Source organism: Novosphingobium sp. G106 (assembly GCF_019075875.1).
Taxonomy (GTDB): domain Bacteria; phylum Pseudomonadota; class Alphaproteobacteria; order Sphingomonadales; family Sphingomonadaceae; genus Novosphingobium.
This window is the reverse complement of record NZ_JAHOOZ010000001.1, coordinates 1,931,854-1,952,012: the sequence shown is the minus strand read 5'-3', so window position 1 is coordinate 1,952,012 and position 20,159 is coordinate 1,931,854. Positions and strand designations below refer to the sequence as shown.

Annotated in this window: 17 protein-coding genes; 13 read left to right on the top strand and 4 right to left on the bottom strand. The window is 63.8% G+C overall.

The window, feature by feature from the left end; translation table 11 throughout:
• Positions 1-2: 2 nt before the first annotated feature.
• Genes KRR38_RS09365 through KRR38_RS09350 form a run of 4 tightly spaced genes read right to left on the bottom strand, consistent with a single transcriptional unit; the run spans position 3 to position 6,086 of the window.
• Positions 3-1,148, bottom strand: a complete 1,146-nt coding sequence (locus KRR38_RS09365; RefSeq protein ID WP_217400843.1) for an acyl-CoA dehydrogenase family protein — start codon at positions 1,146-1,148, stop codon at positions 3-5.
• Complete coding sequence (locus tag KRR38_RS09360; protein ID WP_217400841.1) at positions 1,145-2,044, bottom strand: enoyl-CoA hydratase; 900 nt, start codon at positions 2,042-2,044, stop codon at positions 1,145-1,147. Before KRR38_RS09360 ends, KRR38_RS09365 begins: the two co-directional genes overlap by 4 nt.
• Positions 2,041-4,134, bottom strand: coding sequence for an acetate--CoA ligase family protein (locus KRR38_RS09355; RefSeq protein ID WP_217400839.1), 2,094 nt, complete (start codon positions 4,132-4,134; stop codon positions 2,041-2,043). The genes KRR38_RS09360 and KRR38_RS09355 overlap by 4 nt, the downstream gene beginning before the upstream one ends.
• Positions 4,131-6,086, bottom strand: coding sequence for an NAD(P)/FAD-dependent oxidoreductase (locus tag KRR38_RS09350; RefSeq protein ID WP_217400837.1), 1,956 nt, complete (start codon positions 6,084-6,086; stop codon positions 4,131-4,133). Before KRR38_RS09350 ends, KRR38_RS09355 begins: the two co-directional genes overlap by 4 nt.
• Positions 6,087-6,360: 274 nt before the next feature.
• On the opposite strand from KRR38_RS09350, the gene KRR38_RS09345 reads away from it, so the two are divergent.
• The 13 genes from KRR38_RS09345 to KRR38_RS09285 all read left to right on the top strand — a co-directional run bounded on the left by KRR38_RS09345 (position 6,361) and on the right by KRR38_RS09285 (position 20,159).
• Entirely contained in the window at positions 6,361-6,789 is a 429-nt protein-coding gene (locus KRR38_RS09345; protein WP_217400835.1) for a Zn-ribbon domain-containing OB-fold protein, read from the top strand.
• On the top strand, positions 6,789-7,925 hold the full coding sequence (locus KRR38_RS09340) for a thiolase family protein (RefSeq protein ID WP_217400833.1): 1,137 nt from the start codon (positions 6,789-6,791) through the stop codon (positions 7,923-7,925). Before KRR38_RS09345 ends, KRR38_RS09340 begins: the two co-directional genes overlap by 1 nt.
• A 9-nt stretch (positions 7,926-7,934) precedes the next feature.
• Positions 7,935-8,723: an SDR family NAD(P)-dependent oxidoreductase gene (locus tag KRR38_RS09335; RefSeq protein WP_217400831.1), complete on the top strand. Its 789-nt coding sequence runs from the start codon at positions 7,935-7,937 to the stop codon at positions 8,721-8,723.
• Positions 8,724-8,753: 30 nt separating this feature from the next.
• A complete protein-coding gene (locus KRR38_RS09330; RefSeq protein ID WP_217400829.1) occupies positions 8,754-10,775 on the top strand; it encodes an FAD-dependent oxidoreductase in 2,022 nt (673 codons plus the stop codon).
• A 138-nt stretch (positions 10,776-10,913) separates the two neighbouring features.
• Positions 10,914-11,666 (top strand): TetR/AcrR family transcriptional regulator, encoded by a 753-nt coding sequence (locus tag KRR38_RS09325; RefSeq protein WP_217400827.1) that lies wholly within the window; start codon positions 10,914-10,916, stop codon positions 11,664-11,666.
• A gap of 147 nt (positions 11,667-11,813) precedes the next feature.
• Entirely contained in the window at positions 11,814-12,671 is an 858-nt protein-coding gene (locus KRR38_RS09320; RefSeq protein WP_309141005.1) for an amidohydrolase family protein, read from the top strand.
• 276 nt (positions 12,672-12,947) lie between these two features.
• Positions 12,948-14,078, top strand: a complete 1,131-nt coding sequence (locus KRR38_RS09315; protein ID WP_217400825.1) for an acyl-CoA dehydrogenase family protein — start codon at positions 12,948-12,950, stop codon at positions 14,076-14,078.
• Positions 14,075-15,301, top strand: a complete 1,227-nt coding sequence (locus tag KRR38_RS09310) for an acyl-CoA dehydrogenase family protein (RefSeq protein WP_217400823.1) — start codon at positions 14,075-14,077, stop codon at positions 15,299-15,301. Before KRR38_RS09315 ends, KRR38_RS09310 begins: the two co-directional genes overlap by 4 nt.
• A 69-nt stretch (positions 15,302-15,370) precedes the next feature.
• A complete protein-coding gene (locus KRR38_RS09305) occupies positions 15,371-16,393 on the top strand; it encodes a Rieske 2Fe-2S domain-containing protein (protein ID WP_217400821.1) in 1,023 nt (340 codons plus the stop codon).
• Positions 16,394-16,672: 279 nt separating this feature from the next.
• On the top strand, positions 16,673-17,116 hold the full coding sequence (locus KRR38_RS09300) for a Zn-ribbon domain-containing OB-fold protein (protein ID WP_254514714.1): 444 nt from the start codon (positions 16,673-16,675) through the stop codon (positions 17,114-17,116).
• Positions 17,113-18,300, top strand: a complete 1,188-nt coding sequence (locus tag KRR38_RS09295) for a thiolase family protein (RefSeq protein WP_217400817.1) — start codon at positions 17,113-17,115, stop codon at positions 18,298-18,300. The genes KRR38_RS09300 and KRR38_RS09295 overlap by 4 nt, the downstream gene beginning before the upstream one ends.
• A gap of 183 nt (positions 18,301-18,483) precedes the next feature.
• Positions 18,484-19,233: an electron transfer flavoprotein subunit beta/FixA family protein gene (locus KRR38_RS09290; RefSeq protein ID WP_217400815.1), complete on the top strand. Its 750-nt coding sequence runs from the start codon at positions 18,484-18,486 to the stop codon at positions 19,231-19,233.
• The gene (locus tag KRR38_RS09285) at positions 19,230-20,159 is read left to right on the top strand and encodes an electron transfer flavoprotein subunit alpha/FixB family protein (RefSeq protein ID WP_217400813.1); all 930 of its coding nucleotides are present in this window, start codon (positions 19,230-19,232) and stop codon (positions 20,157-20,159) included. Before KRR38_RS09290 ends, KRR38_RS09285 begins: the two co-directional genes overlap by 4 nt.

Genomic DNA, 20,159 nt, shown 5'->3' with positions numbered 1-20,159 from the left:
GCTCAGCCTTTCGGCAGTCCGAGCATGCGCTCGGCGATGATGTTGCGTTGGATCTCGTTCGAACCGGCATAGATCGGTCCGGCGAGCGCGAAGATGTAGTAGTCGAGCCAGCGTTCGGGATCGCCTTCGGTCAGTTCCGCGCGCGGTCCCAGAATGTCGAGCGCGGTCTGCGACAGCGACATGTCGAGTTCGGACCAGAAGATCTTGTTGGTCGAGCTTTCAGGCCCGATCGTCCCGCCTGCGGCCAAGCGTGAGCACATCGCGTAAATCGCCAGCGCATAGGCATCGGCGTCCATCCAGCTTTGCGCAACGCGTTCCGCCATCGAGGCTGGCAACTCGCTCTTGTGGCGGTCGTAAAGGCCGATCAGCCGCTTGGCCGCCTGCTGGTAGCGCGCCGGCGAGCGCAGCAGCAGCCCGCGCTCGAAGCCGGCGGTCGCCATGCAGACCTTCCAGCCTGCGCCTTCGCCGCCGAGCCGGTCGGCTACCGGGACGCGCACGTTGTCGAGGAAAATCTCGGCGAAGACCTTCTCGCCGTCCATCCGCTCGATTGGGCGGCGAGTGACCCCGGGCGCGTCGAGCGGGAACAGGATCAGGCTCATGCCCTTGTGCCGCTCGCTGCCCGGCTCACGGAACAGGCCGAAGGCCCAGTCGGCATAGACGGCCCGGGTCGACCAGATCTTCTGGCCATTGAGCACATAGTGATCGCCATCACGCGTACAGGTCGATCGCACTCCGGCAAGATCGCTGCCTGCGCCTGGCTCGGACCAGGCCTGCGCCCAAATATCGTCGCCAGCCGCCATGCGGGGCAGGAAGCGGGCCTTCTGCTCCTCGGTTCCGTATTCCATCATGGTCGGGCCAAGCAGGAAGATGCCATTCTGGTTTACCCGCACGGGCGCTTCGGCGCGGTAATATTCCTCCTCGAAGATCAGCCAGCGGATCAGATCGAGCCCGCGGCCGCCCAGTTCCTCGGGCCAAGTGACCATGCCCCAGCGGCCATCGCTCAGCTTACGCTCCCAGTCGCGGTGCGCCTCGAAGCCTTCGCGCGTCAGGTCGAACGAGGGCAGGCGTTCCTTCGGGACGTTCGCTTCCATCCACGCCCGCACTTCCAGGCGGAACGCGCGCTGTTCGGCGGTATATTCGAGGTTCACTCCCCAGCCGCCTTCTTGTTCGCCGCCGCCGCAGCCTTGCCGCTCACACCGCCGATCGAACTGCCGGTGACAAGATCGTTCTGGGCATGGGCGAAATGATGCATGTGGAACACTGCATCCATCGCCGCGCGCTTGCCGCGCAGTTCCTCGACGTGGTTGACCGCCTGCTTGGTCAGCCAGTTGCCGAGACGCCCCTGGCCGGCAAGCTTGGCCGCCCAGGCCTCGGTCGCGGCGCGCAGTTCCTCGCGCGGGACCACCTTGTTGACCATGCCGAAATCGCAGGCCCGCTGGGCTTTCATGCGCTCGCCCAGCAGCAGGAACTCCTTCGCGACGCGTGGCGGCAGTTCGTAGGCGTGGGCGAAGTATTCGACGCCGGGGATGCCCATCAACGGGTTCACCGGGTCCTGGAAGAACGCGTCCTCGCTCGCGACGATCAGGTCGCAGACCCAGGCCAGCATCAGGCCGCCGGCGATGCACGCACCTTGCACCATCGCAATGGTCGGCTTGGGAATGTCGCGCCAGCGGCGGCACATGCCGAGGTACTGCTCCTGCTCGCGCGTGTAGAGCAGTTCGGCCGCCGGCTTGTTGACGTGGCCCGGGATCAGGTGGCGGTTGTCGAAATCCTTATGCAGGTCGCGTCCCGGCGTGCCGATGTCGTGGCCTGCCGAGAAATGCTTGCCGTTGCCGGCGAGGACGATGCAGCGCACAGCGTCGTCGTTCGTGGCCCTGCGGAAAGCATCGTCGAGCGCATAGGTCATCTGCCCGTTCTGGGCGTTGTTGAACTGCGGCCGGTTCATCGTGATCAAGGCCACGCCGTCCGCGGCCTCATAGAGCACGGGTTCCTCGGTCTCGTAGACGATGTCGACCTTCTGCGGGGTCACCAAGTCGTCGCTCATGCCAGTTCCTCCTCTTCCGCTGCGGCATTCAGCAACACCAGCGCATCGACCGCAACGGCGCCTTTTCCTTGCGGAAGGACCAGCAGCGGATTGATCTCCACTTCGCGCAGGCGCTCACCGCCCGCGAGAACGGCCTGGCCCAGCGCGGCAATAGCCCGGGATGCCGCTGCGACATCGGCCTTGGGGGCCCCGCGGTAGCCGTCGAGCAACTTGAAGCCCTTCAGGCTTCGCAGCATCGCCGCTGCCTCGCTCGCATCCACCGGCAGCAGTGAATGGCAGGCGTCCTGCATCAGCTCGGTCCAGACGCCGCCGAGGCCGACCGTGAGCATCCAGCCGAAAACCGGATCACGGGTGACGCCGGCGAGGATCTCGACCCCGCCCTGGAGCATGGGTTCGAGCGTCACGCCCTCGATATGGACACCGGACATGGACTGGGCCTTGGCCATCATCTGCCGGAAAGCTTGGGCCACCGCATCGGCGTCGCTCAGGCCAAGACGGATGAGCCCATGCTCGGTCTTGTGCGCGACGTCGGGGCTGACCAGCTTGGCCACCAGGGGATAGCCGATCTTGTCAGCGGCGGCGCGGGCCTCTTCGACACCTTGGACCAGCGCGTCATGTACGACGGGCACGCCGAACGCGGCGAGCGCTTCTTTGCCTTCGGTTTCGGATAATGCGTTGCGACCCGCGGGGAAGGCGGGCCAGCTGGCGGTCGGCGCGAAATTGGCGGTCACCTTTCCTGTCGCGCTCTTCCATTTGCCATAGGCCGCGACGGCGCAGGCGGCCTGGTCGAAATCTTCGAAGTAGCCGATGCCGTGTTCTGCAAGCCGGGTCTGATCGGCCAATGCGAAGGTGTCGATGACGATGATCGCCTTGCTGCTCGCGGCCGCAGCGGCCTCGACCTGGTCGAGGGCGCCCGTCAGGAACGCGCCCGGGGTATAGAGCAGCAGCACGTCGATATCATCGGGGCTGAGCGCCAGGCGAATGCATTCGCTGAGGAAGTCGTTCGAGTTGACCATGTTGCCGGTCATGTCGATCGGGTTCGAGACCATCGAATGGCCGGGGATCTGCGCGGTGAGAGCCGCCTGTACATCTGCAGGTAACGTCGGCACTTCTGCCCCGCCCAGCGTCAGCGCGTCTGCGAGAATTGCTCCCGCGGCCCCCGAGATCGACAGGATCGCGCAATTGCTGCCCGCGATTTTGTCTCCCAGGGTGTGCAGGTAGGCGAGGTCTGCGAGCTCCGATAACTTGCCGGCGCGTGCCACGCCGGCACGCGAGAAGGCAGCATCGTAGGCGGCGCTGTCTCCGGCGAGCGCGGCTGTGTGCGAGCGGGTTGCTTCCGCGCCTTTCTCGCTCGTTCCCACCTTGTAGACTGCGAGCAACTTTCCTGCGGCCCGGAACTTGGCTGCGGCTGCGAGAAACTTGGGCCCGTCGCGGAGCTCTTCGATGTAGCAAAGCGCCGACGTCGTGTTGGGATCGTCCGCCAGCCATTCGAGGTAGTCGCTGAGCTCGACACTGGCCTCGTTGCCCGTGTTGATCACCTGGCTGAAAGTTACGCCTGCGCGCCGGGCAATGCGGAACACCGTCGCGCACATGTTGCCACTCTGGGTAACAAGCGCGGTGTTGCCTGCCGGTTCGCCCGGCTGGAACGACTGGCCGAAAGTGGTGAAAATAGAGTCCGAGAAATTGGCGTTGCCCATGCAGTTAGGGCCAGCAACCTTCATGCCCGTACGCCCGGCGAATGCGACCAGTTCCGCCTGTTTGGCGGCACCTTCGGCCTCGCCTGTCTCGGCATAGCCCGAGGCAAAAACGATGGCGGCAGGAATACCGAGCGCGTGGCAGCGCTCGAGATAGGGGAGGGTGGCCTCGGCCGAGAGCGCGACCACGACGAGATCGACCACTTCGGGCACGTCCTCGATGTCCTTGTACGCGGTCAGGCCCTGAACTGTCTCATTCTTGGGGTTAACCGGATAGAGACGCTCGAAGCCGGCGCGCTTCAGCAGGTCCACCGGCACGCCGCCGATGCGCTTGGCATTGTCCGACGCGCCAACGACCGCGATCGAGCGCGGGCTGAGCAGGGAATCGAGGCTCATGCCGGCACCTTCTCCGTCTTGATGTGGTATTCCTCGGGGTCGAAGTTCGCGGTCATGTTGCGGTAGCGCGAGAGCCGCCAGGGATTGTTGGTCACGACGCGGCCCGCCTTGTTGCGATACCAGTTGGTGACGCCGGGATGCGACCAGACGAGCTGCTCATGCTCGGCATCGAACTCGGCCTGGTAGGCGTCGAATGGTTCGCGCCGAACATCGAGGCTCGTCGCCTCGCGCTCGATCAGTTCACGCAGGGCCAGCATCGTGTAGCGAACCTGGCACTCTGAATTGAACACCGCGCTGCCGCCGTGGCCTCCGTTGGTGCCGGGACCGTAGAGGATGAACAGGTTGGGGAAGTCAGGGACGGTGATCCCAAGATGGGCGCGCGGATCGTCGTCGCCCCATTTGTCGCGCAGCGATCCGTCGGTACCTACGATCTCCATCGGGAAGAGCGGCGTCTGGGCCTTGAACCCCGTCGCCAGAATGATGACGTCGGCCGGATGCTCGATGCCGTCCTTGTCGATCGCACCGGTCGAGGTGACCTTCTGCACGGTCCCCGTAACGAGCTCGACATTGTCGCGGGTCAGCGTGGAGAACCACTTGCTGTCACGCAGCATGCGCTTGCCATAAGGCGGGAAGCTCGGCGTGACCTTGGCGAGCAGTTCCTCGTCGCCGTTCAGTTCGGCGCGCATTTCGGAGATCAGCTGTTCGCGGATGTCCTTGTTGAAGGCGTTGAGCGATGTCTCGGGCTCGGGCCAGTTCGGGTCCCGGCGCAGGTGCGGCAGCATGCCGTCCGAAGTCGCGTAAAGCAGCTGGAAGCGCCACCACTTCGTGTAGAACGGGACGTGCTCGAGCCCCCATTTGAGGCCTTCACTTACTTCGGCGAAGAGCAGCGGGTTCTTGCGGGCCCAATGCGGTGAGCGCTGGAAGATGGTCAGGTGGCCAACCTTGGGGGCGATCTGGGGGCCGAGCTGCATGCCGCTCGCGCCCGTGCCGATCTGGACGACGCGCTTTCCCGTCAGGTCGACGGAGTGGTCCCAGCGGGCCGAGTGGAACTTGGGTCCCTTGAAGTCCTCGAGGCCCGGGATCGGCGGAATCGACGGCCGGTTGAGTAGGCCCGTGCCGCTGACCAGCACGTTGACTTTCATCTCGTAGACACTGCCGTCCTTGCGGCGGATCGTGACGACCCAGATCTGGCCAGCTTCGTCCCAGACCGCGCGCACGACTTCCTGCTCGAAGCGCATGTGATCGGCGATGTCCGCTTCCCGGTAGACGGTGCGGATGTAGCTGATGATCTCCGGGCCTTGCGCGAAATAGTGGTCCCAGTCGGATGAGGTGCGAAAGGAATAGGAATAGAAGTGGTTGGGGGTGTCGACCGCGACGCCCGGATAGGTGTTCTCGTACCAGGTGCCGCCGACATCGTCGTTCTTCTCGATGACAGTGAACGGGATGCCCGCTTCCTTGAGCTTGATCGCCATCGCCAGCCCCGAATAGCCCGAACCGATTACCAGCACGTGGTACCGCTCCAGCACCTCTTCCGGGACCGATTTACGCCACTGGACTGACTTGGCGTCGGTCTTCGCGAAGTTGAGCTCTTCGACGACCATCGGCAGGTATTCAGACGGGACATGCTGGCCCACAGCGGTGTCGCACATGCGCTGCAGCCGGTCGGCGTCTGGCGCCGGCGGCAACGGGCGATCATTCTCCGCGTAGTCCTTGAACGTCGCAATCGCCTTTTCGCGCAGTTCGGCTTGAAGCGCTTGGGGGATGTCGACCTCGAAGCTCCAGGCGCCCTTGATGTGCGGGCGAAACTTCTCGAGCAGCGACTCGTCGCCGGAAAGATGGGTGTAGACCAGCAGCAGCGGTACCGGATCGAGCGCAGCGAGATGCGCGTCCAGAAGCTGCGGCTCGCTGGCGACGAGATCTTTCAGGGATTGCGGGTCGGGATTGCTTGTCATTTCGATCCAGCTCTCGGTTTAGCGCAGCGCTCGCATCGAGTTCGCCCGCCAATTGAATTGCCCGATCCGCGTCGGGCCAATGTGTCTGGCAGCGACGCTCACCGGGCACGCATCGCTGCACTAACCGCTGATGGAGATATTGCAATAGGTCGTATTCATTCTTTACTCCAATCGTGGCTGGGCTATGGAGGGGCGGCCCTTTTAAAGTGCGCTCCCTGGCGGGCGATGCGTCGCGGTCAGCGCGGAAAAATGGTCTGACCGCAGGAGATATGATTTGACGACAGACAGCTTGGTGATGCCGAAACCTGCGACCGGCGTGATCCGCATCGGCGCCGATGGGCGCCCATGGATCGAAGGGTTTCGCTGCGGTGACTGCGGCGCGGCCTTCACCGAGCAGACTATGGCCTGTCGTCGCTGCGCCAGTCGCAATGCGCCGGAGGCATTTCGCGCGGTGGACACCGGCAAGCTTTACAGCTGGTCGGTGGTCCATCGCAGCTATCCGGGCGTTGCCGTGCCGTTCGTTTCGGCGATCGTCGATCTCGAGGATGGACTGACGCTCAAGGGCACCCTGCGCGGCGTCGATGCGGATGCCGTGCGGCAGGGAATGCCGGTCGCGCTGGTGTTCGACGACGCCGGCGGCGCGCGTGACAAAGACGGCGTGCCTTACGTCGGCTTCCACTTCATACCGCGAGGAGATGCTTGATGAGCGACGTCTATATCGTCGGCGCCGACATGATCGCCTTCGGGCGCTATCCCGACCGGACCTACTACCAGCTCGGCGCCGAGGCTTCGCTGAAGGCGCTCGACGACGCCGGGCTGTCGATCAAGGACATCGGTGCGGTCTATGCCTCGTCATGCTTCAATGCGCAGTCGATGCTTGGGCAAAAAGTGCTCAAGGAGATAGGCCAGACCGGCGTGCCCTGCATCAACGTCTCGAATGCCTGCGCCTCGGGCGCGACCGCGGTGCGCGAGGCGTTTATCGGCATCAAGAGCGGGATCTATGACGCCGTGCTCGTGGTCGGTTCGGAAAAGAACCCGCGCGGCATGCTGGGCGGTGCGCCGCACGACGGCCCGCCGCCCGAAGGCCTGTTCGGTTCGGAATCGATGCCCGCGGTCTTCGCCGAGGCGGGCATGGTCCACGCCGCCGCCTATGGCACGACGATCGAGCAGTTCGCGAAAGTGGCGGTCAAGAACCACCAGCACGCGACGATGAATCCCAAGGCGGCCTATCGCAAGGAGACGCCGCTCGACGAAGTGCTCGCGAGCGAGATGATCGCCTGGCCGCTGACCAAGCTGATGTGCTCGGCCAACGTCGACGGGGCTGCGGCGCTCGTCCTCGTGTCTGAGAAAAAGGCGCGAGAGCTCGGCATGAGCCGCGCGGTGCGCATCCGCGCCTCGATGCTGACTTCGGATCCCTACGAGCCGCGCAACCCGGTGATGTTCGACGCCAATTCGGTGACGCGTCTCGCCGCAGCCAAGGCCTACGAGATGGCGGGGCTGGGACCGCAGGACCTCGATGTCGTCGAACTCCACGACTGTTTCGCCACGGCGGAAATCCTGCACTACGAGAATCTCGGCCTCTGCGGCGAGGGTGAAGCGGGCCGACTGATCGACAGCGGCGACACCGCGCTCGGGGGACGAATTCCAGTCAACGTCTCGGGTGGGCTGCTCTCCAAGGGTCACCCGATCGGTGCGACCGGCGTCGCCAACATTGTCGAGATCGTCGAGCATCTGCGCGGCGAAGCGGGAGCGCGCCAAGTGTCGGGCGCAAAGATTGGCCTGTCTCACGTCCTCGGCTTCGGTGCCGCTGCCGGCGTTCATATACTCGAGAAAGCATAGGTTCGCGGCATGAGTGGAACTTCTGAAGGCTGGATCGACCTTTCCGGCAAGCTTGCATTGGTGACGGGCGCCGCGGCCGGCATAGGCCGTGCCTCAGCCAGAGCAATTGCTGCAGCCGGCGCCATGACCGTCGTGCTAGACCGCGACGAGAGCGGTGCTGCCGCGACCGTGGATGCGATCGAAGCCTCTGGAGGCAAAGCGATTGCACGCACGCTCGACGTGACCGACGAGGCCGCCTGGCGGGGGCTTGGCAGCTGGCTGGAAGCAGGGTGGGGCAAGGTAGATGTCCTGGTCAACAGCGCCGGCATCGCCCGATTCGACCGCGTCGACGAGAGCATCGCCAAAACATACCGCGAAGTTTTCGCGGTAAATGTCGATGGTACCCTGTTTGGCATGACCATGGCCCTGCGTTTCATGCGCGCGGCGGGCAAAGGCGCGATCGTCAACATTTCCTCGACCGCTTCGCTCAAGGGCAACCCGGCGATGGCTTCCTATGGCGCGAGCAAGGCCGCTGTTTCGCACTTCACGCGAAGCGCCGCGCTCGAATGCAACCGGGCGGGCAGCGACATCCGCGTCAATGCCGTCCTGCCGGGCTTTACCGAAACCGCGATGGCCCAGGCGGTCTACGATCAGTTCGACGAGAAGCTGGGCGGGCGCGACAAGACTCTGGCCGTATTCGCCAGCGGCCGGCCCGCGCAGCCCGAGGAAATCGCCGACCTCGTACTTTTCCTCGCATCCGACCGCGCCAGCTTCATATCCGGCTCCACCATCTCGATCGATCGCGCCCAGGGCGCTTGATTTAGACACTAATTTGCAAAAGGACCCTTTGTGACTGATCCCTTGCTGCAGCCCTTCAGGACGCGTGGCCTGACCTTCAAGAACCGTATGGTTCACGCACCGACGACGATGAATATGTCGGACGACCGCGGCTATGTGACCCGCCAGGCCGTCGGCGCCTATGAGGCGCTGGCGGCGGGGGGCTATGGCGCGGTCTGCGTCGGCGCGACCTGTGTTCGCTGGGACGGGCTGATCAACGAGCGCATGCTCGGATTTTACGACGACACCTACATCATCAGCCAGCGCGAGCTGGTCGAAGTGATCCACCACAACAATGCCCTGGCGGGCATCCAGCTGTTCTACGGCGGGCTGATCCCCGGCGTCGGCGCGACCTTCCCGCTCGAGCCGGGCAAAGGCTGGATCCCCGGCACGGTATCCTGGGGGCCGACCGGTAAATTCCCGATTGGCAACAAGGAACCAGGCGTCGTTCCGACCGAGGTCTATCGCGATCTCGTCGAGGACTATGCCCAGGCGGCGCGGCGCTCGAAAGAAGCAGGCTACGACTACGTCTCGTTCCACTTCTGCCATGGCTCGCTGCCGCACGTGACCTTGTCGCTCCTCGAAAATACCGGCCGCAACGACGAATATTCCGATCGCTTTCTGTTTTGCGAGCAGATCCTTCAGCGCACGCAGGAGCTCTGCGGCAAGGACTTCCCGATCATCCCGCGCCTCGTCTGCGACGAGAACTTCGTCGGCGGCTATGATCTCGACTACTTCATCGAGCACTACGCGCCGCGGCTCCATGCGCTGGGCATCGACGCGCTCGACTGCACGTTCGGGTCGATGTTGCCGGCCAAGAGCCGCGATCCCGAGATCAATTCGGGCGAGATCATCGGCGGCGGGTTCTACGTCCCCAACCTGGTGACGTTGCCCTATATCAAGCGGATGCGCGAAGGTTTGGAGGCGAAGGGCATCTCGATGCCGCTGATGGGCTCGTGCAACGTCAATACGCCTGAACAGATGCGCGCAATGATAGGGGACGGCGCGGCGGACTTCTTCGCCTCGTGCCGCCAGTCGCTCGACGATCCCGATTTCCCGCGCAAGATCGCCGAAGGCCGCGAAGACGAGATCCGCAAGTCGACGCGCACCGGCGCCTCGCTGCTTCAGGGCAACATCTTCGGCAAAGGCGTCGCCGGTTCGGCACAGAACCCCAACTTCGGACGCGACCGCGAGTACCGCCTGGTTCCGACGGGCCGCCCCAAGCGCGTTCTGATCGCCGGCGGCGGTTCGGGCGGCATGGAATATGGCCTGACCGCGCACGAGATCGGCCACAAGGTCACGCTGTTCGAGAGGGCTGATGAGCTCGGCGGGGTGATGAACTGGGCAGGCAATTACAAGACGCTGCGCAACATGGAGCAGATCGCCTACCAGCCCGACTGGCACCGGACGATGATCGCCAAGCGCGGCGTCGAGGTGCGCCTCGGCGAAGAACTGACGATCGACCGGATCAAGGCAGAGAGGCCCGATGTCGTCGTGATCGCAACAGGGGCGAGGCCGGCGCTGCCCGCGATACCGGGCCTCGCCGCTGCTCTCGAAAGCGGCTTCGCCCGGACGATCGACCGCGTGTTGGCCGAAGGGAGCGAGGGGCTGGGTGAAGGCCTGATCCTGGTCTGGGGCGCGGCAGAAGGCGTCGAGCTGGCGCTCGATCTCGCCCGCGGCGGCCGCAAGGTCCGGCTGCTCGATCCGCGCGCTATCTTCGCGCCGGCCGCCTATATCGGTTCGCGCGCGCGCTATGTGATGCTGTGGGCAGCGCAGGCGGAACTGGTGCCGGAGACATCGGTCGAACTGCTCGAAGTCGGCGGGGGCAAGGTTGTACTCCGCCACGGGGATAGCCGTGAGGAGATCGTCTCTTGCGCGCACATCGTGGTAGCGCCGGGCCGCGTGGCGCATGACCCGCTTTCGGCGGGTCTGCACGGAACCGGAATCGAGGTTCACGTCGTCGGTGATGCCCGCAGCCCTCGCTCCTATGGCAATGCTATCCACGAGGCAGCCTACCTGGCGCGGCGGATTTGATGTCCAGAAATGCAATGCCTCTGGTGAAAAACTAGGCGAATGGGGTTGTGTCGACATAAAAAATTGACCATTTGGGCCCCATTGCGTTGCATTCTTTTGTGAGAAAACACGCTTTTCTGCCGTTCATGAGGTGAGATTTTGGAAAAGGTTGCTCCAGTTTCGAAAAAGGCCAGCGGCCGCGTCGCGGCGCTGCCGCTGCGCGCCAAGGCGCCGCCCAAGCGTAAGCGGAACCGCGCCGGGCGCCCGACGCTTGACGAGCTCGAGCGGCGCAAGCTCAAGGTCATGGAAGTTGCGACCGAGATGTTCATCAGGCGCGGCTTTGCGGCGACCACCCTGCTCGACATCGCCAAGAAGGCCGGTGTGGCGACCCGCACGCTCTACCAGCACTTCGGTGACAAGGAGGCGATATTCCGCGAAGTGATCTTCGCTCGCGACACCGCCAAGATCGATCCGCCGGTGCTCGCGGAGGTTGAGGATCTCGACTCCGCGCTGCGCAAGGCGGCACATTATTCCTACCAGGTCGCTCTGCGCTCGCGGTCAATCGAACTGATGCGCCTGATGATCGCGGAAAGCGCCCGCTTTCCCGACTTGATGACCAAGATCGCGACAACGATCTTCACGCGCTTCACCAGCAATGTGGCAGCGCTTTTCCGCGAACTTGCCGAGAGGAAGCTCATTCCCGACGGCGATCACGACCAGTCGGCCGAACTGTTCGTCGATCTCCTTCTCGGAAATCACACGGTCATGATTTACTTCGGCTGGGCCAGCGCAGCGCCCACCGAAGCGGACATCGAGGTGAAGATCGACCTGTTCATCAACGGTCGCTTCGGCGCTTCACGTCCGAAGGCCAGTTCGAAATCAACTAAACCGGTGGCCAAGCGGAAATCGTGAGGACTATTCCCCAACGCTTCGCAGAGCCCGGGGGCACCGGCAAGTAGGGAGGTCGGCCGCGGTAACGAACTGCCATCGGTTTCTCGGAACGGATGCAGGTGGCGGCCGGCTCGCTTTCAGTGCCGACGTTAGAGAGGAAGGCGATACGTGCCACGTCCCCGCGATATTCCTGTAATCGATACCCTCATCGGCTTTCGTGACACCCATCAGATGGGCGTTGCCAGTACGAAAGGCGACTGGCAGCGGCATCCCGCCGAGTACATGTTCAAGGAGATTCCCGAGGAGATTGGGAGCGGGGATGATCGCTTATCCTCGATCGATGAAACGATCGCGCAAATGGATGCTCATAACATCCGTGTCGGCGTGATTCACATGTCGGACGACCGTGCGATCGAGGCGATGCGCCGGCACCCTGATCGCTTCGCTGCCATCCGGCCGGTCGACCCCAATAAGGGGATGGATGCCGTCAGGCTGATCCAGCACGAGTTCGACCAGGGCCATATCAACGGGGTGTCATTCTTCCCCTCGGGCCAGAACCCGCCGGTGCCGATCAACGACAAGCGGGCTTACCCGATCTATGCCAAGTGCATCGAGCTGGGCCTGCCGATCTTCATAAATGTCGGCGTGCCCGGCCCACGTATTCCGATGATGCCCCAATGGGTCGGCCATCTTGACGAGGTGGCCTACGACCTGCCCGAGCTCAAAGTCGTTATGCGCCACGGCGCGGAGCCCGACGAGGCGCTGGCGGTCAAGCTGCTGCTGAAGTGGCCCAACCTCTACTACTCGACCTCTGCTTTCGCGCCGAAATACTGGCCGGAGGAGATCATCAAGTTTGCCAATTCACGCGGCGCCGGCAAGGTGATCTACGGCGGCTATTTTCCGATGGGGCTCGAGCTCAAGCGCATTTTTGCGGAAATGGATCAGATCCCGTTCAAGGATGAGGTCTGGCCGAAGTTCCTCTACGACAATGCCGCCGCCGTCATGGGCCTACCGTCGCGGGTCTAGCCGTCACGGCTCGCTGCCATTGGGCAAACGAGGCCGGGCGCAACCATAAAGATAGAGGGCGCACGGCGGCGTTCGATCATCAGTCTGGTGGTCAAAGTTGCGCGAACCGGCCTGCGTGCACCTCCTCCACAATGTCTCGAGCCTGGCGATCGAGAGCACTCCCGCGGTATTCGAGCGCAGCCCCAAAGCCATCCAATTTTCGGCACCGAGGAGTGCACTTAGTATTGCAACGAGCGTCGAGTATTGTAAAGCTGGCTGACCGCCGGGAGAGCTGCCGTGAATTTCGACTACACCGATGAGCAAAAGGCGCTGAAAGACGAGGCGCGGCGGTTTCTTACGGCAGTTTCGCCGCTCACGGTCGTGCGTGCAGCGCTGGAGAATCCCGCCGCCGGGTATGATGAAGCTTTGTGGCAGCGCATCGGTGAGCAGGGCTGGTGCGGTGCCGCCATCCCTGAGGAATTCGGCGGCATCGGCATGGGCTATGTCGAACTCTGCGCCCTGGCCGAGGAGCTGGGCCGGGCACTGGCGCCGGTACCTTTCGCATCGACCGTCTATCAATTTGCCGAAGCCATTCTGCTGGCGGGTTCGACCGAACAGAAGGCTGGGCTTTTGCCACAAGTTGCCGCGGGTTCGCTGATCGGCACGCTTGCCGTGTCGGAAGGGCCTGGCGTGCCGACGATGGACCGCATCGCGGCGCGCTTTACCGATGGCAAGCTTAGCGGAACCAAGCTGCCCGTGGCCGACGGCCTCGCCGCTGATCGCGCTGTCGTTCTGGCCAATTCCGACCAGGGTCCCAGGCTCTATCTCGTAGATCTGAACGGCGATGGGGTTGTGCGCAGCCTGGTCTCGACGATCGATCCCACGCGGGGCGAAGCCAGGATCACCTTCTCGGCTGTGGTGGCTGAGCCGCTTGGCGCGGCGGGAGAGGGCCGTGCTTTGCTCTCCCGCATCCAGGACCGTGCCGCGATCCTCGTCGCCTTCGAGCAACTCGGCGGGGCAGACCGGGCGCTTGAAATGGCGCGCGACTATGCGCTCGAACGCTATGCCTTCGGCCGGCCGATCGGCTCCTACCAGGCGATCAAGCACAAGCTGGCCGACGTCTTCATCCGCAACGAAGTCGCGCGCGCCAATGCCTATTATGGCGCCTGGGCGCTCTCGACCGACGCGCCCGAACTGCCGCTGGCCGCCGCCGCCGCGCGGGTGGCGGGATCGAACGCTTATCTCCTGGCCTCGCGCGAGAACATTCAGACGCACGGCGGGATCGGCTTTACCTGGGAGGCCGACTGCCATTTCTTCTACCGCCGCGCACGGCACCTCGGACTGATCCTGGGAGCGCCGCGCGACTGGAAGCGCCGGCTCGCGGATCGGTTGGAGCAACGCGTCGCGCTCGAAGGACAACAGCCATGAACTTCGACGAAAGCCCTGAAGAGGCCGGCTACCGCGCCAAAGTCCGCGCCTGGATCGCCGACAACGCGCCCGACATGAGCGGGCTCACCCCGACCGAGCGGCGCCAGTGGCACGACAAGCACAAGGACGTCGCGCGCGTCTGGCAGGCGACCAAGGCCGCGGCGGGATACGCCTGCATTTCCTGGTCCCCGGAGTGGGGCGGAGCCGGTGGCACCGCGATCGAGGAGGCGATCTTCGGCCAGGAGGAACTGCGCGCCGGGCTCCAGTTCAACTACTTCCGCACCGGGCTCGACATGCTGCTGCCCGCGCTGATGGAGCACAACAAGGACGAGGCCTCACTCGCCCGCGTGCCCCCGGCGGTGCGCGGCGAGGAGATCTGGTGCCAGCTGTTCTCCGAACCGGCGAGCGGTTCCGATTCCGCCGGCGTGCGCTGCGCTGCCGTTCGGGATGGAGATGGCTGGGTGATCAACGGCCAGAAAGTCTGGAACAGCGGCGCGCAGATCGCCGACTATGGCATGCTCGTCGCCCGCACCAATCCGGACCTACCCAAGCACAAGGGCCTGACCGTCTTCTGGCTCGACATGAAGACCCCCGGCGTCGAGGTCCGGCCGATCCGCATGATGTCGGGCGACAACGAACTGAACGAAGTGTTCCTCACCGACGTGCGCCTGCCCGACAGCCAGCGCGTCGGTGAAGAGGGCGGTGGGTGGAAGGTCATCATCACCACCTTGATGAACGAGCGTGCCTCGCTCGGTTCGGGCACCGGGCTCAACTGGCGCGACATTATGGCACTTGCTGCCGAAACGCCTTCGTTCGACGGGCCCGCGCTCGAGGATCCCGCATTCCGCGAATGGCTGGCCGACCTCTACGTCGATGCCGAGGCGATCCGCCTGATGAGCTTTCGCACGCTGACCTCGCTGTCCAAGGGTGCGACGCCCGGTCCCGAAGGCTCGGCGGGCAAGCTGCTCTGGTCGAACCTCGCCCAGAACCTGACCGACAAGGCGCTCGACCTGCTCGATCACGCTGGCCTGATGGACGATCCCGACGAGGCGGCGATGAACGGCGCGTTCCAGCACCGTTTCCTCTGGGCGCCGGGTCTGCGCCTCGGCGGCGGCACCGACGAGATCATGAAGAACATCATTGCCGAACGCGTGCTCGGGCTGCCGGGTGACATCCGCGTCGACAAGAACGTGCCCTTCCGGGAGATCCCGAGAGGCCGCTAACCTGCACTACTTTGACCTGCCCGGCATCGCGGGATATAATGAAATTCATCTGGTGCATTGCGTGAGTCGATGGATCGGGATTCTTTCGGAGTATGTGATGGACGCTGCCACCTCTCCTCTCGATCGCGGCTTTGCCAAACTGCCGATCCCTTCGGCTGGTTCGCCGTCGCCACGTCTGGCGACGTCGCACCGGGCGAGGTGAAGACCCTGCGCTACTTCGCCACCGAGTTCGTGATGTGGCGCGGGGTCGACGGAAGTGTCCATGCCGTCGATCCGTTTTGCCCGCACCTGGGTGCACACCTCGGCGTTGCCAGCGAGGTGGTCGGCAACGATCTGCGCTGCGCATTCCACCATTGGAGCTTCGACGGGCAGGGCGCCGTCACCGACATCCCCTACTCTGATGTCATTCCGCCTCAGGCCAAACGCGGCTGCTTGCCCACTTGGCCGACGACGGAATCTGACGGCGTGATCTATGTCTGGTACCATCCCAAGAAGGTGGCGCCCAAATGGGAAGTCGCGAAACTGCCCGATTGCCCGGATGGCGAGTGGGTGCTGCACGACACCTATGACTGGGTGATCAACATCCATGTCCAGGAAATCACCGAGAACGGTCAGGACCACGCTCATTTCGGCGCGGTCCACGGCGTGCCTTTTGCGCCCAAGGGCGAGTTCAAACTCGAAGGCTGGACACGTCGCAACACGGTGGTCGCTGAGATGAACACGCCCCGTGGGCCCATGACCGGTAAGATCGACACGACCGCGGTTGGCCCGGGTCAGTCGATGGTCGAGTATATCGACGTCTGCCATGTCGTTCAGGCTCAGCAGGTAACGCCGATCGACGCCGAGCATACCCACCTGCGTTGGCAGATGTTCGTGCCCCCGGGCATAAGCGAGGGCAAGCAGCGCGTGACCCAGGCGCGTATTCGCGACCTCGTCAAGCAGGTGAACCAAGACATTCCGATATGGAACGCCAAACGCTTCCAGGAACGGCCGATGCTGGTGAAAGGCGATGGGCCGCTGCTCGCCTATCGCCGGCAATATGCGCGCTTCTACCAGTTCGATGATGTTGATCCCGAGATCGCGGCCGCCTGAACGAACCCGCGGGGACCTACTGAAATAAGATCGTGTCCTGGCGAGCGAGCGGTGGCGCTACCCAGTTTCTCGGGTGAGGGCCGCTGATCCTGCCAGGTTGTCTCAAGGCCTGCAGGGCCGGAAACTCGGAATTCAGGCTAGTCCCTTCGCAGCCATGCGGACGAGACCGCGCAAGGGAGGATGCCTGCATCGCGGTCGCGCACCTGGAGACCGGTCCGGTTCGGCCGGCATTGCGCTTCACGAAGCGGCGGCGGGGACGCGATAACAAGGGAGCGTGAATTGACAGCCATCGATCGACACCAGGCGCCCGAGGAAACGCCTCGGCAGCTACCACTGCTGGACAGCGCCAATCGCGCCTTCTGGCAAAGCGGCGCCGACGGCCATCTTCGAATTTGCCGCTGCGCAGATTGCCGGGCGTACACGCATCCGCCGCAGCCGCGTTGCAGCTTCTGCCGCAGCGCCAAGGTTCAGCCTGAACCGGTTTCAGGCAGAGGGAGGGTCAAGACGTTCACCGTGAATGTGCAAGCCTGGACGCCAGTGCTTAGCGAGCCTTTCGTCTTTGCAGCGGTCGAGCTGGAAGAGCAATTCGAGCTCTACGTCCTCACCAATATCGTCAACTGTCCGGTAGAGGCCGTCACCATCGATATGCCTGTCGAAGTGCTGTTCGAGGAGCGTGAGGACGTCTTCCTGCCCTTGTTCCAGCCGCGTGAGGTCGGTCGATGAGCGTGCCATCCTATCCAGAAAAACAGGTGTGCATCACCGGCGTTGGACAATCCAAGGTAGGGCGCCCCTCGGACAAGAGCGCTCTCATCCTGACGATCGAGGCATGCGAGCAGGCCATCGCGGACGCTGGCCTGACAGCGGCCGATATCGATGGCTTTACGACCTATCCTGGACCTGTGCAGGGAGCAGGGGGCTTCTCACCAGTTGGTGCCACCGAGACCATGTTCGCAATGGGATTGGCTCCCACCTGGATCGGAGCCTCTACCGAAGGGCATGCGCACATGGGTGCGATCATCAGCGCGATCCAGGCTATCGCGTCAGGCCTGTGCCGGCATGTCCTGGTATTCCGAACCGTGAACCAGGCAACGGCGCGCCTGGCCGCTCATGATTCCGCACTCCTGGGAAAAGGAAGTCTGCGGGTCGAGGGAGGACAGTCCTGGAACGTACCGTTCAATGCCATTTCACCTGCGCACCTTTGGGCGCTATATGCCCAGGCCTATTTCCAGAAGTATGGCGCCCGGGCTGAGCAACTTGGAGCCATCGCCGTAAACAGCCGAGCGATGGCCGCAGGCAATCCAAATGCGATCTACCGCAAGCCACTGACAATTGATGAATATATGGCGTCACGCGTGATCACCACGCCGCTGCGCCTTTTCGATTGCGATACCCATATCGATGGATCCACAGCGATCGTGTTCTCACGGCGGGATGTGGCCGGGGACCTGCGGCAACCACCCATCCACATCGAAGCAATGGGAATGTCCATTGGGGCTCTAGGTCTGGGACACATCAGCGGGGATTTTACCGAACTTCCCGCCAGGCGAGCAGGAGACATGCTTTGGTCGCGGACGGACTTGAAGCCAAAGGACGTCGATGTTGCCCAGATCTATGACGGATTTTCGATCCTGACGCTTCTCTGGCTTGAGGCGCTTGGACTGTGCAAGCCTGGTGAAGCTGCTTCCTTCGTCGAAGGGGGAAGTCGTATCGGTTTGGGCGGAGAATTGCCGCTGAATACGAGCGGCGGCCAGCTGTCTGCGGGGCGTTTCCATGGCTATGGCCACACTCACGAAGCCTGCATTCAACTGTGGGGACGCGGCGGAGACCGTCAGGTAGCGGGAGCGAGAACATGTGCGGTCTCGAACGGCGGATTTGGCTACGGTGCGCTGCTGCTTCGGCGAGATTGAGAAGCGGCCGTTGAGGGCTTGAGGCAGCATTTCGTCCAGCCCGGAGCAAGTTTGGTGTGTTCGGTGTAAATTGAAATGCACCTTGCTCGAATCATTAATTTCGTTCAGTGGACCTGCGGAATTTTGGCCGATTCCCCGGCTAGGGACGCTTTCCGCGATACTTTGCAGCGAAGGACGAATTGCATGAAGATCATCGTGCCCGTGAAGCGGGTGATCGATTACAACGTGAAGCCGCGGGTCAAGTCCGACGGCACCGGCGTCGACCTCGCCAACGTCAAGATGAGCATGAACCCCTTCGACGAAATCGCCGTCGAGGAAGCCATCCGCCTGCGTGAAAAGGGCGTCGCGACCGAGATCATCGCGGTTTCCGTCGGGCCGCAGAAGGCCCAGGAAACGCTGCGCACCGCGCTCGCCATGGGCGCCGACCGCGCCATCCTCGTCCAGACCGACGACGAAGTCGAGCCGCTGGCCGTTGCCAAGATCCTCAAGGCGATCGCCGAGGAAGAGCAGCCTGGCCTCGTCATTCTCGGCAAGCAGGCGATCGATGACGACAGCAACCAGACCGGCCAGATGCTCGCCGCGCTGCTCGGCCGCCCGCAGGGCACTTTCGCCAGCGAAGTTACCGTCGAAGGCGATTCGGTCATCGTGAAGCGCGAAGTCGATGGCGGCCTCGAGACGGTGAAGCTCACGCTTCCCGCCATCGTCACCACCGACCTGCGCCTCAACGAGCCGCGCTATGCTTCGCTGCCCAACATCATGAAGGCGAAGTCCAAGCCGCTGGCGAACAGGACCCCCGCCGACTACGGCGTCGACACCGCACCGCGCCTCAAGACGCTCAAGGTCGGCGAGCCGCCCGTCCGCAGCGCCGGCATCAAGGTTGCCGACGTCGACGCGCTGGTCGCCAAACTCAAGGAAATGGGAGTCGCCGCATGAGCGTCCTCGTCTACGCAGAGCATGACAACGCGTCGCTGAAGGACGCCACGCTCGCCGTCGTCACCGCTGGCACCCAGCTCGGCGAAGTCCACGTCCTCGTCGCGGGCAGCGGCGCTGCCGCGGTCGCCGACCAGGCCGCCAAGGTCGCCGGCGTCGCCACGGTGCTGCTGGCCGACGACGCGGCCTATGCCAACCAGCTGGCCGAGAACGTCGCACCGCTCGTCGCCGGCCTGATGGCGGGCTACGACGCCTTCCTCGCGCCCGCCACGGCGCACGGCAAGAACATCGCCCCGCGCGTCGCCGCTTCGCTCGATGTGATGCAGATCAGCGACATCCTCTCGGTCGAGAGCGCCGACACCTTCACGCGTCCGATCTATGCGGGCAACGCCATCGCCACGGTTCAGTCGGTCGATGCCAAGAAGGTCATCACCGTGCGCGGCACGGCCTTCGCCAAGGCTGACGCGAGCGGCGGTTCGGCCAGCGTCGAGAGCGTTTCGGGAGCGGGCGATGCCGGCATCTCGAGCTTCGCCGGCGCCGAGATCGCCAAGCTGGAACGCCCCGAGCTGACCAGCGCCAAGATCATCGTCTCGGGCGGCCGCGCTCTCAAGGACGGCCCGACTTTCGAACAGGTCATCTTCCCGCTCGCCGACAAGCTCGGCGCCGCCGTCGGTGCATCGCGCGCCGCGGTCGACGCGGGCTACGTGCCCAACGACTACCAGGTCGGCCAGACGGGCAAGATCGTCGCCCCCGAAGTCTACATCGCCATCGGCATCTCGGGCGCGATCCAGCACCTCGCGGGCATGAAGGATTCGAAGACCATCATCGCCATCAACAAGGACGAGGACGCGCCGATCTTCCAGGTCGCCGACATCGGCCTCGTCGCCGACCTGTTCGGCGCCGTCCCCGAACTCACCGGAAAGATCTAA

Coding starts and splice junctions, on each gene's coding strand:
- KRR38_RS09340 (WP_217400833.1), top strand. CDS start 6,789: ATGAGCGACGTCTATATCGTCGGCGCCGACATGATCGCCTTCGGGCGC.
- KRR38_RS09290 (WP_217400815.1), top strand. CDS start 18,484: ATGAAGATCATCGTGCCCGTGAAGCGGGTGATCGATTACAACGTGAAG.
- KRR38_RS09355 (WP_217400839.1), bottom strand. CDS start 4,134: ATGAGCCTCGATTCCCTGCTCAGCCCGCGCTCGATCGCGGTCGTTGGC.
- KRR38_RS09295 (WP_217400817.1), top strand. CDS start 17,113: ATGAGCGTGCCATCCTATCCAGAAAAACAGGTGTGCATCACCGGCGTT.
- KRR38_RS09335 (WP_217400831.1), top strand. CDS start 7,935: ATGAGTGGAACTTCTGAAGGCTGGATCGACCTTTCCGGCAAGCTTGCA.
- KRR38_RS09310 (WP_217400823.1), top strand. CDS start 14,075: ATGAACTTCGACGAAAGCCCTGAAGAGGCCGGCTACCGCGCCAAAGTC.
- KRR38_RS09305 (WP_217400821.1), top strand. CDS start 15,371: ATGGATCGGGATTCTTTCGGAGTATGTGATGGACGCTGCCACCTCTCC.
- KRR38_RS09285 (WP_217400813.1), top strand. CDS start 19,230: ATGAGCGTCCTCGTCTACGCAGAGCATGACAACGCGTCGCTGAAGGAC.
- KRR38_RS09360 (WP_217400841.1), bottom strand. CDS start 2,044: ATGAGCGACGACTTGGTGACCCCGCAGAAGGTCGACATCGTCTACGAG.
- KRR38_RS09350 (WP_217400837.1), bottom strand. CDS start 6,086: ATGACAAGCAATCCCGACCCGCAATCCCTGAAAGATCTCGTCGCCAGC.